Genomic DNA, 25,344 nt, shown 5'->3' on the forward strand with positions numbered 1-25,344 from the left:
GGCTCTGCCGGTGGTTGCTGACTACGACGGCGATACATTATTCAAGTCCGGCTTTCGATCGCTTTTGGAGCTTTACAATAAGCGTGTCGATCTGGTTGAGTTCGACAAGTCGCTTCTGATCGATATTCCTCCTAACATTTGACGCTCAGCGGATTGGCATGCCGAAAATCTTGGGTTCCGGGTGTCCAAGCATCCATTCGTATAGCACGTTCCGCGTCTCCTCGTAGTCGAATTCTTTCGACTTGCCATAATCAACGTATACGGTGATCTCGTCGTCAGATTCCGGAGGATTTCCTCCGCTCCAAGACAGAAAGTGTTTTTTGAGTCGTTTGATTTGCTTGGCGTTCATTTGATGTCCTTCCTAGCAACGAGTGAGTGCGTTAGCTGAGCGCGAAGTGTACCGAATCTGACTTTTGCTCCCAAATTGGAAGCATTCGCGTCCTGAAATGACCGACACCTTCACCAAAGCCGAGCGTTCCCGCATCATGGCGGCGGTGAAGTCGAAGGACACCACACCAGAATTGATCGTCCGCCGGCTCGTTCATTCGCTCGGGTATCGTTATCGCCTGCACGTCGGGGCGTTGCCCGGCACGCCTGACCTCGTCTTTCCACGGCTGCGCAAGATCATCAACGTCAGCGGATGCTTCTGGCATCTTCACGGGTGCCGTTGGTGCCGCGTCCCCTCATCACGGCGCGGCTATTGGGCCGCCAAGTTGCAACGGAACGCCGACCGCGACCGGCGCGTGCGCAGAGCCCTTCGGCGAGCGGGCTGGGACGTGCTTGTCGTCTGGGAGTGCCAAACGCGGGCGGTGGTGCGGGCGCGGCTCTCGCGGGGGTTGGCGGGCTTTCTGGCGGCCTGAAAATCGGTAAACTTTCGCCCGCTTCGCCCCTCGGCCGGCCTGGAACGCGGGCCGTGGAATCGCCGTGCGCGGCGAGTTATAACAGGGGGCTGCCGCGTCCTGGGGGATGACCGTGTGTTCGATTCCCTCTGGTCGCTGCGCGACACCGACAACCAGTTGTCGGTGCTACCCTGTTACGACATCGATGGCCCCCGGTCATTGACCGGGGGCTAAAGGTTTGTTGAGCGACGTCGCGCGCACTGAAAGCCGTTTACCCCCCACCCCTCTCCCACAAGGGGCGAGGGGAGAAAAAACACGTCCGCGTCACCAAGGTCCGTCGTCAGCACAAACTAAGCATCAACATCCCTTTCCGCCGTTTATCGTTCATCGTTTCACGTTCATCGTTTCCGCATCGCTGTAATTAAGCATCTCGCATTCATCAATCATCACTCAGCACTCCGCACTTCCCCGAGGTCTCCATGTCCCAGGCCGCCAATCAAATCGTCAACGTCATGCAAGAATCGCGGCTCTTCCCGCCCACGCCCGAGTTCGCCAAGAGCGCCAAGATCGGCTCGATGGCCGCTTACCAGGCGTTGTGGGACGAGGCCGCCGCCGACGTGGAAAAGTTCTGGGGCAAGATGGCCGGCGAGCTGCACTGGTTCAAGCCTTACAGCAAGGTGCTCGAATGGAAGGAGCCGTTCGCCCACTGGTTCGTCGGCGGGCAGACCAACGCCGCGTACAACTGTCTGGACAAGCACCTGGCCACGGCGCACCGCAACAAGGCGGCGCTGATCTGGGAAGGGGAACCGGGCGACGCCCGCACGCTGACCTACCAGCAACTGCACTACGAAGTCAGTCGCTTCGCCAACGTGCTGAAGGCGCAAGGGATCAAGCCCGGCGATGTGGTGTCGATTTACATGCCGATGGTGCCCGAGTTGGTGATCGCCATGTTGGCCTGCGCGCGGATCGGCGCGGTTCACTCGGTGATCTTCGGCGGCTTTTCGAGCGAAGCGATCGCCGACCGCAACAACGACGCCGGGGCCAAGCTGATCCTGACGGCCGACGCCGGCTGGCGGCGCGGCACGCAAGTGCCGTTGAAGCGGAACGTCGACGAAGCCCTGAAAAAGTCGCCGGGCGTGACCAAGTGCATTGTGCTGCGGCGGACTGGGTGCGAGTGCGATATGCAGGAAGGGCGCGACTTCTGGTGGCAGGATTTGATTCACCACGCCTCGCCTCATTGCCCGGCCACGCCGATGGACAGCGAAGCCCCGCTGTTCATTCTTTATACGAGCGGCTCGACCGGCAAACCCAAGGGGATCAAGCACACCACGGCGGGCTACACCCTATACACCAAGAAGACGACTGAGTGGGTGTTCGATCTGCGCGACGACGACGTGTACTGGTGTACGGCCGACTGCGGCTGGATCACCGGGCACAGCTACATCACCTATGGCCCGCTGGCCGCCGGCGCGACGATGTTGATGTACGAAGGGGCGCCGAACTGCCCCGATGAAAGCCGGTTCTGGCAACTGATCGAAAAGTATCGCGTGACGATTTTCTATACCGCGCCGACGGCGATCCGCGCCTTTATCAAGTGGGGCGACCAGCACGTTGACAAGCACGACCTGTCGAGTCTGCGTCTGCTGGGCACGGTGGGCGAAGGGATCAATCCTGAAGCGTGGATGTGGTACCACAAGAAGATCGGCGCCGAGCGCTGCCCGATTGTCGATACCTGGTGGCAGACCGAGACGGGCGGCATCATGATGAGCCCGCTGCCCGGGGCCATTCCCACCAAGCCGGGAAGTTGCACCAAGCCGCTGCCGGGCATTGTGCCGGCCATTGTCGACGAGACGGGTAGTCCGGTCGAACCGGGCAACGGCGGCTGGCTGGTGATGACCAAGCCCTGGCCGGGCATGCTGCGGGGCATCTGGGGGGACGACGCCCGCTTCAAGGAAGCCTATTGGAGCAAGATCAAGGGTTGCTACCTGGCCGGCGACGCGGCCCGCTGCGACAGCGACGGCTATTACTGGATCATGGGGCGGATCGACGACGTGCTGAACGTCTCGGGTCACCGGCTGAGCACGATCGAGATCGAAAGCGCGCTGGTCAGCCACCCCAAAGTGGCCGAAGCCGCCGCGGTCGGCCGCCCCGACGACATCAAGGGGGAAGCCGTCGCGGTGTTCGTCGTGCTGAAATCAGGCGAGGCGAACGACGCGCTCAAGAAAGAACTCAAGGCGCACGTCCGCAAAGAGATCGGCGCGCTGGCCCAGCCGGACGATGTAAGGTTCACCACGGCGCTGCCCAAGACGCGCTCGGGCAAGATCATGCGCCGCTTGCTGCGCGACATTGCCGCCGGCAAGGAAACCGTCGGCGACACGACCACGCTGGAAGATTACGCCGTGCTGGCGAAACTTCGCAGCGACGAGGAATAGTTGCCTGAAGGGTCTCACCCTCTCGGATATCCATTTCAATATCCGTCGTCGTGGGCAAAAGCGCCCACGCGAACAAGCGGGCGCAGCGGCCTAAGTCCAACTGGCAAGTCGGCTAACACGCCGCGCTTGGCGGCTTGTCCTCGGTTAGATGGGACCACATTGCCGTCCTGCTAGCTGCCCTGACTTGGCGCTGGCCGACCGGTACAATGAAGTGGCCCCCGGGGAGCTAGAGCAGTTCTCAGAAGCATGGATCGCTTGCTTACCCAAGCCGGCGGCTCTGCCGCCGAGAGTCGGTGGCAAAGCCACCGGCTTGGTAGACACGCTGGCTACAGTGATTTGAGAAGCGCTCTAGCGGCCCGGGCCTCGTCTATTCTGTTCGTGTGACAAGGTATCTGCCAGGAGCGAATCTGCCATGAGCGCCAACCGGCCTGGAACTCTGTCCCGCTGGTCGACTCGGGTGACGCTGTTGCTGGCAACCCTACTGGCACTGGTGGTACTGGCCCCCTGGATCCTCTCGAATCCCCCCGTCCTGAATTGGGTGCTCGAACTGGCCCAAGGACGCATGCGCGGCAACGTCGCGCTCGATGACCTGGAACTGAGCTGGTGGCGGCCGACGGGGCTGGCGGGGCTGCGGCTGACCGACGAGGAACACCGCCCGTTCGCCGCGATCGGTCGCATCGACACCGAACGCTCGCTGGGCAATTTGGCCCTCGACCGGCACGATCTGGGAACGATCCGCGTCGTGTCCCCCGAGCTGCACGTGGTGGCGACCCCCGAACGGAACAACATCCGTGACATGTTCCCGCACCTGGTCAAACCTGCCGATCCGGACCAAGGGAAGGACGCGGCTTGGAATCCGACCAGCGCCAAGCTGATCGTCGACAAACTGAAAATCACCTGGTGCGGCGCCCAAGATGAACAGCGCTGGGCCGTGCTCGACATGTCGACCGCCGTGAACCTGATCGGTGGCAACCGCGCCGAGGATCGACCGGCCACGATCGTCGTCGAACCGACGCGCGTGTTCGACCATTTCGATGTCTCGCCCGAGTTGTGTCACGACGTGCTCAAGTACATCGCGCCGCCGGTGGCGGGCGTGTTGCGAACCGACGGCCGGGTGACGCTGGAACTCGACGGCGCGCGCTTCCCCATCGGCCGGCCCGAGCAGGCCACGCTCAGCGGCCGGATGAAGATTCACTCGCTGGACATCGGCCCCGGCCCGGTGGTGCAGGCGGTCACGTCGTTCGTCGGCGTCCCCGAGCGCATGGCGCTGACGCGCGAAGACCTGATCGAGTTCCGGCTCGAGAAAGGTCGCATGTATCACGAGGGGCTCGAACTCGGCTCCGAGAACATCAGGATCCGCACCCGCGGCTCGGTCGGCATGGACCAGTCGCTCGACATTGTGGCCGAGGTCCACTTGCGACTTTCCGAAGCCACGCTGGCCGCGCGACCGGCGCTGCGCGGGCTGGCGTCCCAGCCGCTGGTGATTCCGGTTCGCGGCACGTTGCAAAAGCCACAGATCGACGCCGAGGTCATCGGCCGCTCGGCCCTGGGGGCCGCGATGTCGGCGCTGTCCGAGTTGCGCGGGTCCGATCGGCCGAACAATCTGGGCAAGCGGATCGAAGGCATCTTCGGCGCGATCCAACAAGCCTCGGGGACTCAACCATCGCCGCTGCCAGCGCCTGGGCCGGCGATCGAAGCGCCGCCGGTTCCTAACCCGCCCGCTCCCAATGGTCCGACGATCCCGAACCTGCCCGCTCCGGCGAATTCCAGCGTTCCGGCGACACCGCCGGCGCCGCTGCCTGGGCCGGGTGCGTCGACGTCCGCGCCTCCTGCGCCGGCCAAGCCTGCCGCTACGCCCGCGGCGCCGAAGCCCGAACTGCCGAAGCCCGCCGAGGGAACCGCCGCGACACCGCCGGCCGCGGGACAGCCTGGCAATGCCACCGACCCGGCAAAGCCTGATCTGCCCGGCATGGCGGCCGATATGTTCCAGGATCTGATGCGCCTGCGCCGCGAGCGTCGCGCCCGCGAGGCGGCCGCCAACCCGCCGCCGGCCACCAATGGAGCGGCGTCCCCCAATGCCGCGACACCAGTTCAGCCGGCTCCGCCGGGGGGGAACGGACTGTTGCCGCCGCCTCCGCCGAACGCGCGGCCGGCGCGGCGCTTGCTGCGCGGAGCGCTCGACCGGGCGCTGAATGAATTGACCAAGCCGGCCGAGCCAACGCCGGGCACGACCCCCGCGCCAGGTACGCCCGCCCCGAGCGGCGCGACTCCGCCACCGGCAGCGCCGAATCCTCCCGCGCCATCACCGAGCGACAAGCCAGCGCCGCGCGAGCCGTGATGCGGCGCAAACGCTGTTAAAGGCTTGGCTTGGGGTGGCTCGGCCGCTTGCGGCCGAGTCGCGTTAGCGACAAGAAGAATGTTGTGTGCAGCGCTCGCACCGTTCATTTTTTCTTGTTACTTCGTAACCCGGCCGGCAAGCGGCCGGGCCATCCGACACGAAGTTTGTACTTGCTCGGAACCCAGGGGGTGGGATCCCTGGGCTTGTGGAAGCGTCGCGAAAGATTGCCTGATGTGACGAATAGTGCGCGGTGAGGCGTACATTCACTCGGTCACGACGTGTCGCCCGGCGTCGCGCCAGTCGCGGAATCCGCCGGCCAGTGACCAGACGTTGTCATAGCCCATTTGTTGCAGGCTGTGCGCTGCCAGGGCCGAGCGATAACCCCCGCCGCAGTACAACACCAACTCGGTGTGCGGATCGGGAAACTGTGCCTCGACGTCGCGCTCGAGAATGCCGCGCCCCAGGTGACGCGCGGCGGGCAGATGCCCGGCCTGCCACTCGTGATCCTCGCGCACGTCGAGCAGCACGAACTCGTCGCCCCGCGCCAATCGCGCGGCGATCTGCTCGGTGGTCACTTCGCGAATCTGCTTTCGCGCTGCTTCGACCAGCTTCAAAAAGCCAGGAGCGTGCTTGGCCATGACACCCTCGACGCGGGGAACTCGACGACGGGAAAGCGTGCCGCCAAGGAAAAAACAATACCGAGGATCATACCAGCGCCAGGTGAAACGTCGCATGAGCCGCCGGAGAGGAGCGGGCTCGCTGCCAGGGGCTAGAGGCTGGCAGCGAGCCACGCAAGGCTCCCCGTACGTTCACTCGTCGCGCGTCGAAGGGTCGACGAAAAAGTCCTCGGCGCGGTGCAGCATGTACAGCGCCTCTTCGCCTTCCAGATCGGGGCTGTGCCCCAAGAGGCCCGTGTTGCGATCTTGGCCGTCGGTAAAGGCCGCTACCAGGACGAAACGAATTGGCCGCCGTGCCAGCTCCTGAACTATTTGTTCCGTGGTGGCAAGTTCCAAATCGGTCATGACAGCAGATCCTTTCGACGGAATTGGGTCGTTCCAGCCGAATTCTATGCAGGTCTCGCGAGCGGACAACTTTTTTGCGAAAAAAACTCGGCGATTCCCGCGAGATTCGCGGGAATCGCCGATGTCCCGAGATTCGCTGGACAACAAGTTTTCGCCTTTCGGTCGGCGGCGCGTTATGCTGAGCAGCGCTCGGCGACCCTCAGCTCATGGACATCGCAATTCTGCTCGGGTCGCCCCTCGGGCGGTGGGCGTCGATTTGTGCGACATGGAAACTTTTTGCATGAGAGTTTCGTCATGGCACCGACTCTGGATCGCGACGTTCAGGCTGAGATCGACGACGGGAACGTGCCGGCCTCGGCGGCAGTGGATTGCGGCGCTTTGTTGGACCGTCTGGCTGTCGACGGTGTTGCTGTTGAACTTGGCGAGGCCCGGGAGCTCGGCGCTGTTTGCCGCCGAGCGGATTCCCCCGCGCCAGACGCACTACCTGGGCCGGGTGATTGCGCCCGCCATGAGTTATCACGGGGCCGACTGGCTGCTGCGCGACACCCGGGAGCAAGAAGAAGATTGCCAGCGACTGCTCAGGGCACTGCAAGTGGCGGCCGGGCAAACCGTCTGCGACATGGGTTGCGGCAATGGGTTTTACACCTTGCCGTTGGCTAAGCTGGTCGGCGAGCGCGGCACCGTCTACGCCGTCGACATTCAGCCCGAGATGCTGACGCTATTGCGCGCGCGGACCAAGCAAGAGCGCGTCGTGAACGTCAAGCCCGTGCTGGGCAACCTGGTCGATCCAAAGCTACCCGCCGGATCGGTCGACCTGTTTCTGTTGGTCGACGTGTATCACGAGTTCGCCTATCCCGAGCTGATGCTGCGGGCCATGCGCAATTGCTTGAAGCCCAAGGGGCGCGTGGCGCTGGTCGAGTTCCGCCTGGAAGACCCCGAGGTGCCGATCAAGCTCGAACACAAGATGAGCAAGGAGCAGATTCTGAAGGAGTACCCGGCCAACGGCTTCAAGCTGGCCGAGCAGTACGACAAGCTCCCCTGGCAACACCTGATGTGGTTCGAACGAGACGAGAGCTGGGAGCCGGAGAAGAGCGCGGAGTGACGCTTTGTGTTATCCATCATCACGCGGCGCGCGCTAGCCCTTCTCCCGCCGGGAGAAGGTGGCCGATAGGCCGGAAGAGGGTCAACGTCGACCGAATAGAATGCGTTAACATCGGGCCACGTGGACCCTCATCCGGTTCGCTGCGCTCACCACCTTCTCCCCGGGGGAGAAGGGTTTTGCGCCGCGCGGAAGGCTGCCGCACTACCCGAGCAAGCGCGAGACCGGCGTTCCTTCGCTGAGCTTCATCGGCCGGCCAACGGGGGTCATCAATTCGAGCGCGGGGTTGATGCCCATTGCCGTCAGCAGCGTGGCGTGAATGTCGGCGATCGGCGTTCCTTGCTCCCACGTGACCTTGGCCCCCTCGGGGTCGGTTTCGCCCAGGACCAGGCCGCGCGGCAATCGACCGCCGGCCAGCAGCATGCTGAACCCGTGCGGCCAGTGATCGCGCCCGGCCAGCCGATTGATGATCGGCGTGCGGCCGAACTCGCCGGCGCAAATGACGATCGTGCTATCGAGCAGGCCGCGCGTCTTCAGGTCTTCGAGCAGCGTCGAAATCGCCGGGTCGAGCTTGGCGTTCTGCACTTCGCAACCTGCCAGATTCTCGGTGTGCGTGTCCCAGCCCGACAGCGTCACTTCGACGCAGCGGACGCCAACTTCGATCAGGCGTCGCGCCGCCAGACAGCCGCGCCCAAACGGCGAGTCGCCATACGCGGTTCGCAACTCGGCTGGCTCATGCTCGATCTCGAACGCTTTGAGCTGCTCCGAGGTCATGATCTTGCGGGCCTCGGCTTGCTGATGCCCGTGTAGGGTGCCCTGTACCTGACGCTGGCGGCCGCGTGCGAAGGTCGACTCGACGATCTTCAAGTCTTCCAGTCGCTCGGCGTGCCGCTCGTCGCTGACGCGAGCCTTGATGTCGGGTAAACGATCCTTCGGGTCATAAACCTGAAAGGCGTCATACTGGTTCCCCAGGTAGCCGCCGCGGCCGACGAACCGATCGGGCTGAATCGAGATGTGCCGCGGGATTTCGGTGTGGCCGACCGGAAGCTGGTGACAGCAAATCGCGCCGATCGATGGATGGACCAGCGTCGGGTCGGGGCGATAGCCGGTCTTCACGGTGTGCGCGCCGCGCTCGTGGTCCCCTTCCTTGCTGACCACGTTGCGCACCAGGGTGACCAGCGGCAGCTTCTCGGCCAGACGTTCGAGACCTGCGCCAAGCTTCACGCCCTTGAGCGCGGTATCGATCGCCTTTGACTCGCCGGCAATATCCTTGCCGGGGTGAGGATCGAAGGTTTCGAGCTGGCTCGGCCCGCCGGCCATCCACAGCAGGATCACCGACTGGGCCGGCTGTCCAGGTCGAGCCGTTTCTTCGCGAGCCAGCAACTCGGCCAGCGGCGTCAGCCACGAACCAGCCGCCAGGCCGGCGGCCTTCAACACCATCCGCCGATCGGTCAGTTGCGAAGCCCAGCTTGGTCGCCGTGGCGAGGGCAGGTGCGCGACTAGTGGTTCCATGAGAACTCCGTCGAGTTGATCAGTGTCCAGGCGATGTCCCCAATCCGGTCGTCCCGGCTGACGCGATGGCGGTTCTTCAAGCGGTCGACAAAGTAGTCGCGCTCGGCCAGTGTCGGTGGCCGCGAGAGCGTGGTGTAAAAGACCAATTCGACCGCGTTTTCATCGCTGGTGGCGAACATGGCGATCTGCGAGCAGGTGTTCAGCACCGGATTGCGCTGCGTTTTGTTCTTTACCACTCCTCCGTTCATCAGCAGCAATTGCTGCGGGATGGTCCCGCTCCGGTCTTGCATTTCTTCTTCGCCCAGGTCGCCATAAGCGCGGACGAAATTGCCCGTGTCGACCAGCCGGGCCACGCGAAACACCAGCGACGTTTTCGCGTTGAGCGTGGTGACCGAGGCGCATTGCACCAGGCTGCCCGCGACTTGCTCGGGGCGCAGTCGCGACAGCGGGAAGATGGCAAAGTTCTCGTCCATCGCCGGGGCCGTTGGCGGCGGAGTGGCGTCGTCGTTCGACACCGGCGGGCCGTCGTCGGTGCCGCGGCTGTCAAGCCGGAACGGCCGGCTGAGAGCGATCACCTGGATCAGCCGGTGAATGTCGTAGTCGTGCTCGCGGAAGTCGTCGGCCAACAGCTTGAGCGCCGGCTGAATTGCCTGGCCGCTGCGGATGTCATCGATTGGCTCGACCAATCCTTGGCCGAACATCAACGCCCAAATACGGTTGACGATCGCCTGGGCAAAGCGCTCATTCTTGGGTGCCGTGACCCAGGCGGCCAATTGCTCGCGCGACCAGCCGTTCTTGGGCCGGTCGTCGTCCAGATAGGGCGCGCGGGGCGCGATCGTCAACATCTTGCCGGTCACGCGATCTTCGACCTCGTAAGGGCGTTCGACATTGTGCAGGCCCTTGACCCCCTGGAACGCGGTCTGGCCAAAGAAAGCGGCCAGCGATTGAAAGTCGGCCTGCTTCCACGGCTCAAAGGGGTGATCGTGACACTCGGCGCAATCGATCCGCGCAGCCAACATCCCTCGCGCCACGCGCGACGCCAACTCGGTCGGCTCGGGCTTGGGCGAGCCCATGTCGGGCCTCATGCTGGCGATGATGAAGTTAGCGGCCGGTTCGTCGGTGCCATAGCCTTCGACCGTGAGCATGCGGCGGATCGTCTGGTCGTACGGTCGGCGCTCGCGCAGCTCGTCGCTCAGCCAGGCCACGAACCGTCGCCGGCGATAGGCGATGAACACGCCGTCCTTGGTGCCGACAAACGCGCGGGCCAGCCGCTCGGCCAGATAGTCATTGAAGCGTCGATCGTCCAGCACTTTGGCCAGGTAGACGTCCACGCGCCGGTCTTTGGGTTGCTGATCGAGCTGACGCAGTTCTTCGAGCGACGGGATCGTGCCCATCAGCGCGAGCGCCAGCCGGCGCACCACGGTCGATTCGCCCGCCGGCGGAGCTGGCTCGACGCCTTGCTTGCGCCAGCGCTCCTCGAAGACTTTGTTTAGCCGATCGACCGACGTTTGAATGTCGGGCGCCAACATCCGCTCGGCGGCGTTTCGTTCCTGGCGCAACGGCCGGATGGCCGGCGACAAGATCACCACGCACGCCAACACGCCGCCCGCCACCACGGCCAGGAAGACCAGATTTCGCTTCAGCGTGGCGGGCATGCGACAATCGCCTTAATCAAGCGGACAGAAGGCAGGAAAAAGCTGCGACTTGATTACAAGCCATACGAGGTAAGAACCATCCTAGGAACAACGCCGCTCCCCGCGATGCGGCCAGGCCGCCACGTTTCGCGAGCTGGTCGAACCGCCGCGGGAGCGGCCGCAGGTTCCTGCTTCTGGCTATACCTTCGATGGTACTGGAAAAACTTCGTAATTTGTCCAGAAACTGGGTAAGCTCCGGCGGGGTATGAATGTCAGGTTGCGGTGTTAGGCGCCGATGACGCTCGACGGCCCGGCAGACGCAATCCCGCCAGCGTTTTCATTGCTCGACTCGCCGCTTTCCGCGTTTGAGTGAGCTCACATTAACCTGATAAGTTTCAATGCTTTCCGACGACGTGGTGATCGCCCAGGAATTGCCGATTGACGCACCTCTTACGCCCATCGAGGTGGGGACCGACGCTGGCGCGCCGGCGGCGGAGTCGCTCGTGAACAACGATGTTCCCGCCGCGCGGCCGGGGATTTTCCGGCGCGTCGGCCGGGGGATTTATCGGGCCACGACCTGGTGCTTTGGCGTCCTGTCACTGGTCCTGGCCCTGGCTGTGATTTCCTGGGTGCCGATCCTGCAGTTTGCCAGCCTGGGCTATCTGCTTGAAGTTTGCGGGCGTGTGGCACGAACCGGACGGTTGCGCGACGGTTGGGTCGGCATCGACCAGGGCGCACGGATGGGGGGCATCGCGTTCGGTCTGGCGTTGTTGCTCGCGCCGCTGGTCATGTTGCGAATGTTCGCGCGCAGCGCGCGGCTGATCGACACCGGCGGTTCGCGCGACGCCCTGCTCACCTGGCTGCTGGTGGCGATGGCCGTGCTGGGGGTGATTCATTTCCTCAGCGCCATGTGGCGCGGCGGCCGGGTGCGCAACTTCCTCTGGCCCGCGCCGATTCGCACCTTGCGGATCATTCGCGAGGTGCTGAGTCATCCGCTGGCGACCTATCGCACGGCGCGCGACACGACCTGCGCATTTCTCGAAAGCCTGCGGCTGCCCTATTATCTGTGGCTGGGTGCGCGCGGGGCGCTGGGGGGAATCATTTGGCTGTTCATCCCGGTCACGATCCTGGTTCTGGGGCGCAAGCTACCGGCGCTGGGCGTGCTGGGGGGCATTCTGTTCGGCATCGTGCTGTTGTACTTGCCGTTCGTGCAAGCGCGGTTCGCCGCCGAGAATCGCTTTGGCGCGATGTTCGAGATTCGTCGCACGCGACGGCTGTTCGTGCGCGCGCCAGTGATGTTTGTGCTGGCGTTGTTGCTGACGCTGGCCCTGGCGATTCCGCTCTATCTGACCAAGGTCGAGATGATCCCGGCCGACGCGGCCTGGCTGGCGTGCCTGGTCTTTGTCGTCTTCAATTGGCCGGCGCGATTCATTACCGGCTGGGCCTTGGCCCGAGCGGCGCGGCGCGAGCACCCGCGCAACTTTTTCATTCGCCAACTGGCGCGGGTCGGCATGTTGCCAATCGTGGCGGCTTACACGTTGATCGTGTATCTGACGCAGTTCACGTCCTGGTACGGCGTGGTGAGCATCTACGCCCAGCACCCGTTCCTGGTGCCAGTGCCGTTTCTGGCGTTTGAGTACTAATCGTCCGTGGTCAGTAGTCCGTGGTCAGTTGTTGAAGACCACGCCACTAGCATGCAACTGACAACTGACCACGGACAACTGACAAAACATCACTCTCCCCCGCCTTTGACCATCATGTAGATGAACATGCCGACGAACATCACGCCCACGAAGATGGCGATGCGAATCGACCACTTCAACAACGCCGCGTTGAAATCTTCTTCCTTGCGGCGCTTCTCATCGGCCTGTTGATGCTTGTATTCCTGGCTGTCCTCGAACCGTAGCTCGAATTGCACGTTGCAATACGGGCAAAGCGCTTGCTGGCCGAACATGTCGGACGGCGTTTCCAGCACGTGCCCGTTCGGACAGGGAATGCGGACGATCTGCGGCTCGGGCGGCTTTTCGGGCTCGGCCGGCTTGGGTGGTTCGGGGGGCGGCGCTTGCTGTTGCGGCGCGGGGGCCGCCGGCGCTTGCTGCTGGGCCGGTTGCATGCCTGGGAACACTCCCGGCGGCGTGAATCCACCGGGCTGCATACCAGGTTGCATCCCAGGCTGACCGTAGCCGGCCCCTTGCATCACCGGGATCACGAACATCGAGCCGCACATCGGGCACTGGCTTTGCTGCCCCATCTGTGATTCGTCACCCTGCAACAGGTGTCCCTGCGGACAGTAGAACTGGAATGGCATGATCGGTTACTCGTGGCGTCTCGGAATGATGTATTGAGTTGGCGTCGGGTTCGCTGCAAATGGCGAACGTCCCAGATGGTTGTTAAGGGGAAACTGCCGCGCGGTAACAATAGTCGAACAGCTCGCGCCACTCGGCGTCTTGCAATTTCAAGCAGAGTGCCGTGGCGTTGCCACGCCGGCGGATCGTCGCTTCGCACAGATCCACAAATCGGTCGCAATCCCAACTTCCGCCCACAGTCAATCGCTCGATTACCGCCGCATCGTCCGCGTCGGTTGATTGTCCGCGTAGCGTAGCAGCCAGCGAGCCGAGCACCGGGTGCCGCCCCACACGATGGAACCAGTATTTCGCGTTGCCAAAGTCCCCTTCGCGGCGGTGCATGATGCCGTGCCAGAAGCTGCCGGTCGCGGTGGCGATGTCCTGGCTGATCTGGTGCGACTCGTTGAGAAAGTGATGCCGCAGCCAGAGGGCCGACCGGCACGCCTGAGCCAGCTCGCGATCGGTCACGCGCCGGCCGGGCCACATGGTGGCGTCGTCCAGCGCCGCCAGCCGAGCCCGCGCGGCCTCGTTCGGCGCGCCGTGCCCCACGTCGTCGGCCGGAGCCGCGTCGATCAGGGCCGCAATGGCCGGCGAATAAGCGAGTTGTGTCGCGGTGTCGGGCATGATGGTTTCAGTGTCGCCGCAGGGGTGCGGTACGTGCCCAGGGGCGCGGCTTCGCGCCAGCCCGTACCATGAACTACCCCGATCGATGACGAAACGTCGTCAATTGGCACGGTGGTAGGAACTGCCCCGCCGACGCCAGCGACGACCGATAGTTGATTATTTTGACGGCTGACCGTGCCGTTAGCCCAACGGTCGGTCGTGGCGGGCCTGCGGCCCTGCCAGCCGTTTAACCTGTCTATGCTATCAAGCATTTCTCAAAAGCAATAGAGCGAATGACGTTACAACGAGCGGGCATGCACGTGGCTGGGTGCTGCTTAGTCGTTACAATCGACGCAATCGTTCCCGACAATGTACCGACTGCGGGCGATTTCGCCGCGCCGCGGGCCCTGCTGTCGACAGGCGTAGAACTAATCCCTGCCGGAGCTTACCGGTTCTATCCAGCTTGTCGCGCGGCTGATAAATTGAGTGATTCCATCCACAGCCGTCGATTTACCAGGCCTCAAGTCCATGACCGATTCCGCATCGCATCCCGCCCCGCAAGAGACCACCGCCACCCCCGCCGCCGCAGCGCCCGCCGCGACCGAGGCCCAGGCCGCGAAGCCCGTGGCGCGCGGGCCATTGTCCCGATCCATCGGCTCGCAACGCTCCGGCAGCAAGCCGGTGCGAGCCAAGCCGCAGCGCGAATTCTCGGGCGAGTCGCGCGACCCGCGTCCCGTGAAGACGACGCCGGTGCCGAACACGCGCGAGAAGCTGGCGCCGGAAGACGAGCTGGAGTTGGCGGCCGCGATGGGGGAGCAATCGCTCGACGAGATGCTCGATCCGACAGCCAGCGCCATTGCGGCCGAAATTGAACCCGACACTAAGATACAAGGAACCATTCTGTCGATTCACGGCGACGACGTGTTCGTCGATCTCGGCGGCCGCAATCAAGGCGTCGTGTCGGCGCGCCAGTTGGTCAAAGACCCAGAGGTCGGCGACACGCTGCAAGTGATCGTGCAGCGGTACAACGCGGAGGACGAGCTGTATCAGGTGAGCCCATCGCTGCACACCGCGACCGTGGTCGAGGACTGGTCGCAGGTCAGTGAGGGAATGGTCGTCGAGGCCCGGGTCACCGGTCACAACAAAGGCGGCCTGGAATGCCAGGTGAACCAATTGCGCGGCTTTATTCCGGCTAGCCAGATCGCGCCGTATCGCGTCGAAAACCTGGAGCAATACGTCGGCCAACACCTGACGTGCGTGGTACACGAGGCGAACGTCGAGCGGCGAAATCTGGTGCTCAGCGCGCGGGCGATCATCGAACGGCAGCGTGAAGAGGCCAAGTCGCAAGCGCTGTCCGAGCTGCAAGAAGGACAAGTCCGCGAAGGGACCGTCCGGAGCGTGCAAGATTTCGGCGCGTTTGTGGACATTGGCGGCGTCGATGGCCTGGTCCACGTCAGCCAGTTGAGCTGGCAGCGTGTCAACAACCCCGCCGACGTGGTTAGCGTGGGGCAGCGCGTGAAGGTGCTGATCAAAAAGATTGACACCGCCAGCGGCAAGATCGGCCTGAGCATGCGCGATCTGCTCGACAATCCGTGGCACACCCTGGCCGAGCGCAAGCCGGTGACGAGCGTCATCCGCGGCAAGGTAACGCGGCTCATGGACTTTGGCGCGTTCGTCGAGGTCGAACCGGGGGTCGAGGGGCTGGTCCACGTCAGTGAGTTGTCGGTGGGCCGCGTGTTCCGCGTGCGCGATGTCGTGGAAGTCGGGCAGGAAGTCGAAGCCAAGGTGCTGTCGATCGATCCCGAGGCCCAGCGGATGAGCCTGTCGATCAAGGCGGCGGCCATGCTCGGCGCGCCGCTTGAGGACGAGAAACCCGGCGAGGAAGCCCCGCCGCCAACGCCCCTGACGCCGGCACAAATCGCGGCGCAGAAGAATCTGAAGGGCGGCATCGCCAAGCAGAGCGGCGGCGAAAAGTTCGGCCTGAAGTGGTAGTTCATTTTTCACGTCATCTAACGACGTGCCCAACGCTTGCCGTTTAGCCGCAGGGCCATAGGCCCGCGCGCATCGCCCCGACGTCGAGTCAACCGCCGAAATTCGCGAGCGTCGCAAAAAGCGTTACCGCGTCACGCTCGGTTTGTTCCCCGCTTCTTCAATGACGAAGCGCAGGTTCGCACCCACGGCTTGAGCGTAGTTTTCCAGTGTCGCATACGTGGGGTTGGTGAAGACGCCGTTTTCAAGTTTGCTAATTGCCGAACGGTCCATTCCCGACCGCTTCGATACTTCCGCGAGACTCAGTCCGTGGAGTTCACGGAGTTCTTTCAAGCGACGGAGCGCATGGAGCAACTCGAAATAGTGCTGCTGCTTGAGGGGAGGCAAGTAATCGCCGCTGGCGCTGAGCGATTCCAGCGTGGGCTTGTTCTGATACTTGGCCCTGATCGCTTCGTCGCGAGCGACCTCTTCAGCAGTCAGGCGGCTAGTTCGCGATTGTCGCTTTGGCATCCTAGTTACCGTTATCCGTACATTTATAATCCTGCTGTTGAATTATATTACAACACCAAGTATCTAAGGAAAGTCCGGCAACAGCCCAATCTCTCTAGCCCTAAATTGCCATTTGGCCCATACTTACGCGCGCTTTCTCAAATTACCCAGGGTCTCGTGTGACCCAGGGCTACCGGCCGGCCACTCAAAGGTCAGACAGTCGAGCGACACGGATCGTCGCCGAGTGAGCCGGAGGCGCTGGCGTGAGGATCGGCCTAGTGAGCCTCCAGGATCTCAGCGACGAACAACTCGCCGCCCAGGCGGCGCGTGAAGGCTCGGACGGCCCGGCGTTTGTCACGCTGGTCGACCGCTTTCGCGACCGCGTGTGGCGAGTCTGTTACCGGCTGTTGGGTAACGAGGCTGATGCCCACGATGCCGCTCAGGAAGTGTTTGTCCGCCTGTTTCTGCACCGGCAGAAGTTCGAAGGGCGCTCGAAATACTCGACCTGGGTTCACGGCATCGCGATTCGCACCTGCTTGACGTTACGCCGCGGTCGCGGCCGACGCCGCCGGCGCGAGGACCTGGCGGCGCAGCAAGCCGCGGTCAGCACGCCGGGCGAAAGCGGCCTGAAGCTCGACCTGGTCCAGATGCTCGATGTGCTTGACGAAGAGGATCGCGCCCTGGTGATCCTGAAATACGTCGAAGACTACAGCTATGAAGAACTTGCCGAGATTTTCGAGTTGTCCGTCAGCGCCTGCAAGATGCGCGTGGCCCGGGCCCGCGACAAAATCCAGCAGCGCTACGGCGAGGGAGCCACGAGTAAGCGCGCGGCAACCCCGGCCGACGCGCCGGCCAGCGCCAAGCCCAAGCGCAGTCCAAGGCGGGAGCCATGATGGAACACGACATCTTCAATCAGCTCAGCGAACACGTCGAGCCAGCGCCACCAGCGCCGAGCCATTTCAACCACGCGTTGCACTCGCGGTTGAATCGCTCGCTGCTGGTGCTGCACCTGACCGAGTTCGTGCTCAAAGTTTTCGGCTATGCCGTCGCGCACTTTTCGCGAGCCGTGCTGGCCTTGGTGGTTTATACGTTTTCCGGACGGTACCTGGTCGATCGGCAGGATCGACCACCGCGTGCGCCGTGACCCGTCCGTGCTTGATTCAACGGCGCCGGGACTGCGTGGCGAGCGCAGCCCTGCTCGGCAGATTGTCCCTCGCCGGTTGCTGATCTGTTCTCTTCTTCGGGAGTTAATATCATGAATCCTTCGATCAATCTCGAAACCATTACTAGCTGGCGCCAGGCGCTCGAAGCCAGCGTCAACCAGGCCCTGACGCAAGTCATCACCTGGACGCCGAAGCTCGTCGGCATGATCCTGGTGCTCGTGCTCGGCTACTTTGTGGCCCGCGTGCTCGACCGGATCGTCTCGGCCCTGGCCCAGTCGCTGGGTCTCGAACGCGCCGCCGAGAGCAGCGGCTTGACCACCAGCATGCGGCAAGTTGGCATCGAACGCACGGTGCCGTGGATTTTCGGCCGGCTGGTCTTCTGGCTGACGATGTGCGTTTTCTTGACCGCGGCCTTCAACATCCTGGGCATGCAAGCCGTCTCGACCGCTATGGACAAGGTCGTGGCTTACATCCCGCACGTGTTGCTCGCCACGGTGGTCGTCGTGGTCGGCTTGCTGGTCGCCACGTTTCTGCGGGGCGTGATCGCCACCGGCGCCGATCGGATCGGGCTGAGCTACGCCGAGCATCTGGCCAATGGCATCTACTATGTCTTGGCGCTGATGACCGCGCTGGCCGCCTTGGATCAACTGGGCGTCGAGTTCGGGCTGTTGCAGCAGATGATCCTGATTGCCTTCGCGGCCGTGGCCTTGGGCTTCGGTCTGTCGTTTGGCTTGGGTGGTCGCGATGTGATGGCCGGCATCCTGGCCGGCTACTACACGCGTCAACGTCTGCATGCCGGCGACCACGTGACGGTCGGCACCCTGGAAGGCACGGTCCGCGAAGTCGGCCCCGTCGCCACGGTGATCGAAACGATGGAAGATGGCCTAGTCAACCGGCATAGCGTGCCGAACACCAAGATGTTGAACGAAGCGGTTCGCTAACCGCTGCTAGCACCGGAAGAGTCCGAGTACCAACGAGCAAGCCCGGCGACGTAACAATCGCCGGGCTTGCGTCGTTTTTGTGGCCTTCATTAGCCCCCGGTCAATGACCGGGGGCCAACGACGTTGCGTCGCCAAGTGGGTAGCCCCGATAGCTTGCTATCGGGGTTGCGTAGCAACAAGGGGGCCTGAGTTCGGCTGGCATCGGCAATTCGCACCGCCCACGATCCCTCTTGTCGCTGTCGCGACCCGGATAGCCGAGCTATCCGGGCTACCCGATGTTTTCTTGTCACGCGCCGCTAGAGCGGAACGCGAGCGACGTTCCCGGCAATTCCCTGCTGGCGTACAATCACGCTGCCGCGCGGCCGATTGAGTGACTCGGCTAGCCCCTAGCCTCCAGTCCCTAGCCCCTTCCCGCGCGGCCCCTCAAGGACGAGGAACGGTTCATGGACGCGCACGGATGCCTCCGCTCGTTGGCCGCAGTGTTCATCGCCTCGCTCGCGCTGGCCGCGGCGCGCGGGCAATCGATCGATACCGAGGCGCAATGGCGCTCGATGCAAGAAGACGCCGAGCTGTACGACGTCTGCTTCATCGACGCGCAAACCGGCTGGGCGGTCGGTGATCGAGGCGTGATCTGGCACACCAGCGACGCCGGCCAACATTGGACGCTGCAACCGTCGGGCGTGACTTGCCGGCTGACGGGCGTCTCGTTCGTCGACGCCAAACACGGTTGGATCGTCGGTTCGCAACCGCAACCCGTCGTCCATAACATCGCGCCGGTCGTGCTCCGCACGATCGACGGCGGCGCGACGTGGCAACCAGTTCGCTCGGCCATGTTGGCCGCCGCCGAACGTGTGAAGTTCTTTGACGTGGCGCACGGCATTGTGTTCGGCGCTGGCACGGCGCTGCAACCTTCGGGCATTTCTGACACCGAAGACGGCGGACGCAGTTGGAGCCCTGTGCCCGGCGGCACGCCGACCAACTGGCTGGGTGGCGACTTTGCCGATCCGCACAACGGCGTCCTGGTCGGCGACATCGGGGCGACGGGACTCGTCCGCCGGCGTCAGCTCGAAGTCAGCGACAAGACCAGCTTGGGCCTGCGCCGCCTGCGACAAGTGAACATCGCGCCGCCGGCCTCGGCCTGGGTGGTTGGCGACGGGGGCGTGATTCAATACTCGCAAGACCTGGGCCGCACCTGGCTCTCGCCCATCGGCGATCCGTTAGCGGTCTCGGGCGATCAATTCGACTGGCGGGCCGTCGCCGTGCGCGGCAACAAGGTCTGGGTCGCCGGCGAACCAGGGACGCGCGTGTTGCATTCGAGCGACGCCGGACGCTCGTGGCAGTCGATGAGCACCGGCAGCCATGTCCCGCTGCGGGGCATCCACTTTGTCGACGATGAACACGGCTGGGCCATTGGCGCGCTCGGTACGATTCTGGCCACGGCCGACGGCGGACGAACCTGGCGGCGTCAGCGCTCGGGCGGCGCGCGGGCGGCCATCTTGGCGCTCGTGGCCGAGCCGAACGATCTGCCGCTCGAACTGTTCACGCGTCTGTCGGGCAACGAAGGGTATCTGGCCGCGGCCGAGTTTCTGGTCCGCCGCGACTTGGAACCGGGCGACGCCGAGCGCGCCACGCTGGCGGCCCGCGCCGCGACGGCCATGAGCCAGGTCGGCGGCAGCGCCACCGAGCAGGCTTGGCAGTTCCCGTTGCGTCAACAGGGACTCGGCGCGTCGAGCGAACAAATCCTCGAAACCTGGAACACGGTCCACGACGGCCACGGGCTCGAACGGCTCGAAGCGCGGATTGTCCGCGCGATTCGCACCTGGCGCCCCGAAGTTGTGGTCACGCACGGCGTCGACCCGCGGGGACACAAACCGCTCGATCACTTGTTGAACCAGGTGGTACTACGCGCGATTCAGCAAGCGGCCGACCCGACGATGTGGCCGGCCCAGACGGCACAAATGGGCTTGGAGCCGTGGCGCGTCAAGAAAGTCATCGGCTCGCTCGGCGACGGACAGCCCGGCGCGTTGAGCGTTCCGGCGGCGCAATTCGCCGTGCGAATGGGAACGACGATCGGCGATCTGGCGGCCGAGGCCCGCGGACTCTTAAGCGACGCGCCGCCGGTGAACGTCGCGGCCGGGTTCCAGTTGCTGATCGACGGCTTGCCGCAAGGTGGCGGCGGCAACGACTTCATGACCGGCATCGCGTTGCAGCCCGGCAGCGACGCTCGCCGGCAGTTGCCTCCGATGCCCGACCAGACCGACGCCCTGCGCCGCGCGGCCCAGAAGCGCCGCAATCTGCAAGCCATCATCGCGCAAGAGTCGGCGGCCGACGCCGACCCCGCGCGCTTGGTGTCGCACGTGGCCACGTTAACCCAAGGGCTCGACGAGCGCGGCGCGGCTGACCTGGTTTACCAGTTGGCGACGCGCTATGCCGAGCAAGGTCGCTGGGCCCCGGCGGCCGAGATGCACCAACTGCTCGTCACGCGCTATCCGCAACATCGACTGGCGACGCCGTCGCTCGTGTGGTTGCTGCGTTACTGGTCGAGCAGCGAAATCGCCTGGCAGATCGAACGATCCGAGCAGCGCGCCGCAGCCGCGGTCAACGTGCCGGTGGCCGCCGTGATCGATCCGGTGCGTCGCGCCGGCAACAACAAGACACTTCCCGCCATGAACGGCGCGGTCCAGACCGAGCGCCAGGCCCACTTCGTCAAGGACACGCCAGGCGAAGCCAACCGAGCCCAGCGCGCCGCCGGCGCGGCCGGTCAGATCGAGCAGCGTTCGCCGGCCTTGTTCGCCGAACCGACGGTACAGTTTCCGCTGGCCGCGGCCCATCGCACCCAAGGACTGCCGCGCCAGGCTGACCGGTTCTTCCTGGGTTTTGCTCGCGGGCGAGCGCACGATGCCTGGTGGGCGTGCGCCGCCGGCGAACAGTGGTTGAACGAGCCCAAGGGTGAGTGCCCCAAGCCGGTTTGCAACGCCGCGGTCTGCGCGCTCAAGCCGCGCCTCGACGGGCAACTGGACGACACGATCTGGCGTCAGGCGCACACCGTCCCGTTGCAAAGTCTGCACGCCGACGACGACGAGTGGCCGGCCACGGCCCAAGTTGCCTATGACGAAGAATACCTGTACATCGCGGTTCGCTGTCGGCGCGCGCCGGGCGTGCGCTATGAATCGAGCGACAGCCCGCGGCCGCGCAATCCTGATCTGTCGAAACACGATCGGGTCGAGATTCTGCTCGATGTCGATCGGGACTTCGCCACCTATTACCGATTGGTGATTGACCAACGGGGCTGGGCCTGCGACAGTTTGTGGGTCACCAAGCAGTGGGATCCTGACTGGTTCGTGGCGGCCGGTGGCGACGACGAAGCCTGGACCGCCGAGGCCGCGATTCCGTTCGCGGCCCTGGTGCCCCAACGGCCCGCGTCGCGATTTGTCTGGGCGCTCGGCGTGCAGCGTGTCGCGCCCGGGGCTGGTTTCCAGTCGTGGTCCACGCCGGCGTCGACGTCGGTGCTGCCCGAGGGATTTGGATACCTGATCTTCGACTGACAGGTCGCGATGCCATGGCCTTGCTGATGGGAGTGGACGAAGCAGGCTATGGACCCAACCTGGGACCGCTGGTGGTCTCGGTTACCGTCTGGCGAACCGCTGACGCCAGTCTGCGCGATTCGCTCTACGACGCGCTCGACGATCTGATCTGCGACAACACGGCCGACGCAGCGCCTACCCCCCCCGCGAAACGTCGCGGCAAGAAGCCGCCGCGGCAGCAGCGCTTGGTGATCGCCGATTCCAAAGCGATCTACTCGTCGCAACACGGCCTGGCGGCGCTCGAAGAGAACGTGCTGGCCTTGCTGGCCGCGTGCCGCCCGCGGCCCATGCGCTGGAGCGAGGCCTGGTCGCTGGTTCCCGACGGCGATCGTCAGCAAATCGCCGAGCACACCTGCTGGGCCAAGTTCGATCGAGTGTTGCCGCTGTCGGCGTCGGCCGAGCGGGTCGAGCTGCTGGCCGCGCGGGCGTGCGAAGGTTTTGCCGCCGCGCCGGTGCGGCTGATCGATGTCCGCTCGCGAACGGTCTTTCCGGCGCGTTGGAACCAGTTGCTTGGCGAGCACCCGAACAAGGCGGCGGTCCTGTCGCATACGTCGCTGGGGCTGCTGTGCGAGACGATTGCCCTTTACCCCGATGAAGAGGTGTACGTCGTTTGCGACAAGCACGGTGGGCGCGATCGCTACCTAGGGCTGTTGCAACATTTTGTGGGCGACACGTTCGTCGAGGTGCATGGCGAGTCGCGCGTCGACAGCGTCTATCGTTGGGGCTCGGCCGAGCGGCGCGTCGAGGTCCGTTTCCGCCCTCGGGCCGAGGCCTACCTGCCGACGGCGCTGGCTTCGATGGTGTCGAAGTATTTGCGCGAGTTGGCGATGGAGGCGTTTAATCACTTTTGGACCCAGGCCCAGCCCGAGCTGCGCCCCACCAAGGGCTACCCGACCGACGCCCGGCGCTGGCTTGAAGAGTCGGCCACGGTGAGGCAACAATTAGGGATCGAACTGGCCGGACTCTGGAGGGAACGATGATCCTCTATTTAGTGCGACACGCCTGGGCCGACGAACGCGATCCACAGCGCTGGCCCGACGATGCTCAGCGGCCGCTGACCGAGGACGGAACCAAGCGATTCCGCGCGATGGTCAAACGATTGGTCAAGCGTGGCATGTTGCCGCAACAGATTTACACCAGTCCCCTGGTCCGGACCGTGCAAACGGCCCAGATTCTGCGCGAGCGCCTGGACTTGGCCGCTGAACCGACGACGATCGACGCGCTAGCGCCGGGCGCGCAACTGGACGCGGTTTTGGCGGCCATCGACTCGAGCGCCGTGGCCCCCGAGCAAGCCTGGGTGGGCCACGCCCCGGACGTGGGGGACTTACTGGCCGAGTTGATTGGCGGCGAGACGTTGCGCATCGATTTTGCCAAGGGGGCGGTGGCCCGGATCGACTTCGAGGGCCCCATCGCCGGCGGGCAAGGCTCCTTGCGCTGGCTAGCCACGGCCAAGCTGCTGGGCGAATAATGGTAAGTGGGACTCACTTCTCGCGCGGCGTTGACCCCCGGTCATTGACCGAGGGCTAAAGATCGAACTTTCATGCCTGACGACGACGTTTACCAGGAACACATCCTCGACCACTACGAAGAGCCGCACCATCGCGGCCGTTGTCCTGGCGCGACCCACGCGCACGAGGACGACAACCCGTTGTGCGGCGACGTGGTCGGCTTGGAGTTGTTGATCGATCCGGCAAACCGCGTGGCGCAGGCCTGGTTCCACGGCGACGGCTGCTGCATCAGCCAGGCGGCCGCGTCGATGCTGACCGAAAAGGTCGAAGGGATGTCGGTTGACGACGTCAAACGGCTGACGGCGGCGGACATGCTGACGCTGTTTGGCGTGAAGCTGACGCCGAATCGGCAGAAATGCTGTCTGCTGGCGTGGCGCGTGCTGCAAGCGGCGGTCTACTCGCCCATCAAGCCGGACGAAGCGTCGCCGGCGGGAGGGGGACGATGAGCGCCACAATTAAAGCTGCCGGCTTCGACGTCGCCGCGCTCCGCGCCGACTTCCCGATCCTGCAAACGCGCGTCCGCGCCACGGCCGATTCGCCGGGCGTGCCGCTCGTCTACCTGGATAATGCCGCGACGACGCAGCGCCCGCGGCAAGTGATCAACGCCCTGGTCGAAGTCTATGAAAAGCATTACGCCAACGTCCATCGCGGCATTCACTGGCTGAGCGATCAGAGCACCGATCTGTTCGAGCAGGCCCGCGAAAAGGCCCGCGCCCTGATCAACGCGCCGCGCGTGGAAGAGATCATCTTCACGCACGGCGCGACCGAGAGCATCAACCTGGTGGCTCGGGCTTGGGGCGATTCGCAACTCCGGCCAGGTGATGAAGTGCTGCTGACCGAAATGGAGCACCACGCCAACCTGGTCCCCTGGCAGCAAACGGCCGAGCGCACGGGCGCGGCGCTGCGGTACATTCCGCTCACCGATGACGGCCGGCTCGACCTGTCGACGTTGTCAACGCTACTGACCGAGCGGACCAGGCTGGTCGCGGTGACGGCCGTCTCGAACGTGCTGGGAACGATCAATCCGGTGGCCGAGATCATCGCGGCCGCCCACGCCGTCGGCGCGAAAGTATTGATCGACGCTGCGCAAAGCGTGCCACACCTGCCGACCGACGTGGTGGCGCTGGGGGCCGATTTCGTGGCCTTCAGCGCGCACAAGATGCTGGGGCCCAGCGGCGTCGGCGTGTTGTGGGGGCGGGCCGAGCTGCTCGACGCCATGCCGCCGTTCCTCGGCGGCGGCAGCATGATCCGCCGCGTGCGGCTCGACGGGTTCGAGCCCGCCGATCTGCCCGCCAAGTTCGAGGCCGGCACGCCGCCGATCGCGCCAGCCATCGGCTTTGGCGCGGCCATCGACTATCTATGCGCGATCGGGCTCGACGCGATTCACGACTATGAGCAGCAGCTCGTCCGCTATGCCCACGAGCGGCTGACGACGCTGCCGGGCATCCGGCTGCTGGGGCCAGCGCCGGAGCACAAAGGGGGGATCGTCAGCTTCACGCTCGCAGGGGTCCACGCCCACGACATCGCCCAGTTGCTCGATCGGCACGGCGTGGCGGTTCGGGCGGGGCACCACTGTGCCATGCCGCTGCACAAGCGGTTGGGCGTGAACGCCAGCGCCCGGGCAAGCTTTTACTTCTACAACACCCGCGACGAAGTCGATCAGTTGGCCACGGCGCTCGAAGCCGCGCGGCGCGTGATTCATCGGAAATGAAGCTGGCGTCCGTCAAGACGCGCACCGTTGGCCTACTTCCCGCAATTGCACGAAACAGACTTCACGGGCCGCGAGGCGCGACGCTTGACCACGGCCGCCTGGGGCCGAATCAAACTCGACAAATTCTCGAGCAGC

At 64.3% G+C, this 25,344-nt stretch carries 21 protein-coding genes and 1 pseudogene; 14 read left to right on the top strand and 8 right to left on the bottom strand.

Annotation, left to right across the window (positions count from 1 at the left end):
• Positions 1-145: 145 nt before the first annotated feature.
• Complete coding sequence (locus JSS27_02945; protein MBS0207889.1) at positions 146-349, bottom strand: hypothetical protein; 204 nt, start codon at positions 347-349, stop codon at positions 146-148.
• Between the two features lie 97 nt (positions 350-446).
• On the opposite strand from JSS27_02945, the gene vsr reads away from it, so the two are divergent.
• The 3 genes from vsr (at position 447) to JSS27_02960 (ending at position 5,609) form a co-directional block, all read left to right on the top strand.
• A complete protein-coding gene (gene vsr / locus JSS27_02950) occupies positions 447-860 on the top strand; it encodes a DNA mismatch endonuclease Vsr (GenBank protein ID MBS0207890.1) in 414 nt (137 codons plus the stop codon).
• A 458-nt stretch (positions 861-1,318) separates the two neighbouring features.
• A complete protein-coding gene (gene acs / locus JSS27_02955; GenBank protein MBS0207891.1) occupies positions 1,319-3,271 on the top strand; it encodes an acetate--CoA ligase in 1,953 nt (650 codons plus the stop codon).
• 412 nt (positions 3,272-3,683) lie between these two features.
• Positions 3,684-5,609 (top strand): hypothetical protein, encoded by a 1,926-nt coding sequence (locus JSS27_02960; GenBank protein MBS0207892.1) that lies wholly within the window; start codon positions 3,684-3,686, stop codon positions 5,607-5,609.
• A 263-nt stretch (positions 5,610-5,872) separates the two neighbouring features.
• Here JSS27_02960 and JSS27_02965 read toward each other — a convergent pair whose 3' ends face one another.
• Together JSS27_02965 and JSS27_02970 are read right to left on the bottom strand one after the other, a co-directional pair.
• Complete coding sequence (locus JSS27_02965) at positions 5,873-6,247, bottom strand: sulfurtransferase (GenBank protein MBS0207893.1); 375 nt, start codon at positions 6,245-6,247, stop codon at positions 5,873-5,875.
• A gap of 171 nt (positions 6,248-6,418) precedes the next feature.
• A complete protein-coding gene (locus JSS27_02970; protein ID MBS0207894.1) occupies positions 6,419-6,631 on the bottom strand; it encodes a hypothetical protein in 213 nt (70 codons plus the stop codon).
• 418 nt (positions 6,632-7,049) lie between these two features.
• Between JSS27_02970 and JSS27_02975 the strand changes: the two genes are divergently transcribed.
• A complete protein-coding gene (locus JSS27_02975; protein ID MBS0207895.1) occupies positions 7,050-7,733 on the top strand; it encodes a class I SAM-dependent methyltransferase in 684 nt (227 codons plus the stop codon).
• A 201-nt stretch (positions 7,734-7,934) separates the two neighbouring features.
• Here the strand turns inward: JSS27_02975 and JSS27_02980 are convergent, their stop codons facing one another.
• A complete protein-coding gene (locus tag JSS27_02980) occupies positions 7,935-9,242 on the bottom strand; it encodes a DUF1501 domain-containing protein (GenBank protein ID MBS0207896.1) in 1,308 nt (435 codons plus the stop codon).
• The gene (locus JSS27_02985) at positions 9,230-10,897 is read right to left on the bottom strand and encodes a DUF1549 domain-containing protein (protein ID MBS0207897.1); all 1,668 of its coding nucleotides are present in this window, start codon (positions 10,895-10,897) and stop codon (positions 9,230-9,232) included. Before JSS27_02985 ends, JSS27_02980 begins: the two co-directional genes overlap by 13 nt.
• Before the next feature lie 377 nt (positions 10,898-11,274).
• Here JSS27_02985 and JSS27_02990 point away from each other — a divergent pair, with 377 nt between their 5' ends.
• Positions 11,275-12,519, top strand: coding sequence for a hypothetical protein (locus JSS27_02990; GenBank protein MBS0207898.1), 1,245 nt, complete (start codon positions 11,275-11,277; stop codon positions 12,517-12,519).
• 89 nt (positions 12,520-12,608) lie between these two features.
• On the opposite strand, the gene JSS27_02995 is transcribed toward JSS27_02990, so the two are convergent.
• Both JSS27_02995 and JSS27_03000 read right to left on the bottom strand, forming a co-directional pair.
• Positions 12,609-13,184, bottom strand: coding sequence for a hypothetical protein (locus JSS27_02995; GenBank protein ID MBS0207899.1), 576 nt, complete (start codon positions 13,182-13,184; stop codon positions 12,609-12,611).
• Between the two features lie 295 nt (positions 13,185-13,479).
• A pseudogene (locus JSS27_03000) lies at positions 13,480-13,659 on the bottom strand (hypothetical protein).
• A 693-nt stretch (positions 13,660-14,352) separates the two neighbouring features.
• Between JSS27_03000 and JSS27_03005 the strand changes: the two are divergent.
• Entirely contained in the window at positions 14,353-15,816 is a 1,464-nt protein-coding gene (locus JSS27_03005; protein ID MBS0207900.1) for a S1 RNA-binding domain-containing protein, read from the top strand.
• Positions 15,817-15,939: 123 nt separating this feature from the next.
• Here JSS27_03005 and JSS27_03010 read toward each other — a convergent pair whose 3' ends face one another.
• Positions 15,940-16,323, bottom strand: a complete 384-nt coding sequence (locus tag JSS27_03010; GenBank protein ID MBS0207901.1) for a helix-turn-helix transcriptional regulator — start codon at positions 16,321-16,323, stop codon at positions 15,940-15,942.
• A gap of 257 nt (positions 16,324-16,580) precedes the next feature.
• On the opposite strand from JSS27_03010, the gene JSS27_03015 reads away from it, so the two are divergent.
• The 8 genes from JSS27_03015 (at position 16,581) to JSS27_03050 (ending at position 25,209) form a co-directional block, all read left to right on the top strand.
• Entirely contained in the window at positions 16,581-17,195 is a 615-nt protein-coding gene (locus JSS27_03015) for a sigma-70 family RNA polymerase sigma factor (protein MBS0207902.1), read from the top strand.
• On the top strand, positions 17,195-17,446 hold the full coding sequence (locus tag JSS27_03020; protein MBS0207903.1) for a hypothetical protein: 252 nt from the start codon (positions 17,195-17,197) through the stop codon (positions 17,444-17,446). Before JSS27_03015 ends, JSS27_03020 begins: the two co-directional genes overlap by 1 nt.
• A 111-nt stretch (positions 17,447-17,557) precedes the next feature.
• A complete protein-coding gene (locus JSS27_03025; protein ID MBS0207904.1) occupies positions 17,558-18,406 on the top strand; it encodes a mechanosensitive ion channel in 849 nt (282 codons plus the stop codon).
• Positions 18,407-18,849: 443 nt separating this feature from the next.
• Complete coding sequence (locus JSS27_03030; GenBank protein MBS0207905.1) at positions 18,850-21,951, top strand: hypothetical protein; 3,102 nt, start codon at positions 18,850-18,852, stop codon at positions 21,949-21,951.
• A gap of 14 nt (positions 21,952-21,965) precedes the next feature.
• On the top strand, positions 21,966-22,970 hold the full coding sequence (locus tag JSS27_03035) for a hypothetical protein (protein ID MBS0207906.1): 1,005 nt from the start codon (positions 21,966-21,968) through the stop codon (positions 22,968-22,970).
• Positions 22,967-23,458, top strand: a complete 492-nt coding sequence (locus JSS27_03040) for a histidine phosphatase family protein (protein MBS0207907.1) — start codon at positions 22,967-22,969, stop codon at positions 23,456-23,458. Before JSS27_03035 ends, JSS27_03040 begins: the two co-directional genes overlap by 4 nt.
• Positions 23,459-23,530: 72 nt before the next feature.
• Positions 23,531-23,944 (top strand): iron-sulfur cluster assembly scaffold protein, encoded by a 414-nt coding sequence (locus JSS27_03045; protein MBS0207908.1) that lies wholly within the window; start codon positions 23,531-23,533, stop codon positions 23,942-23,944.
• The gene (locus JSS27_03050) at positions 23,941-25,209 is read left to right on the top strand and encodes a cysteine desulfurase (GenBank protein ID MBS0207909.1); all 1,269 of its coding nucleotides are present in this window, start codon (positions 23,941-23,943) and stop codon (positions 25,207-25,209) included. Before JSS27_03045 ends, JSS27_03050 begins: the two co-directional genes overlap by 4 nt.
• Positions 25,210-25,344 lie beyond the last annotated feature (135 nt).

The organism is Planctomycetota bacterium, assembly GCA_018242585.1.
In the GTDB taxonomy this organism is placed as follows: Bacteria; Planctomycetota; Planctomycetia; order Pirellulales; family PNKZ01; genus JAFEBQ01.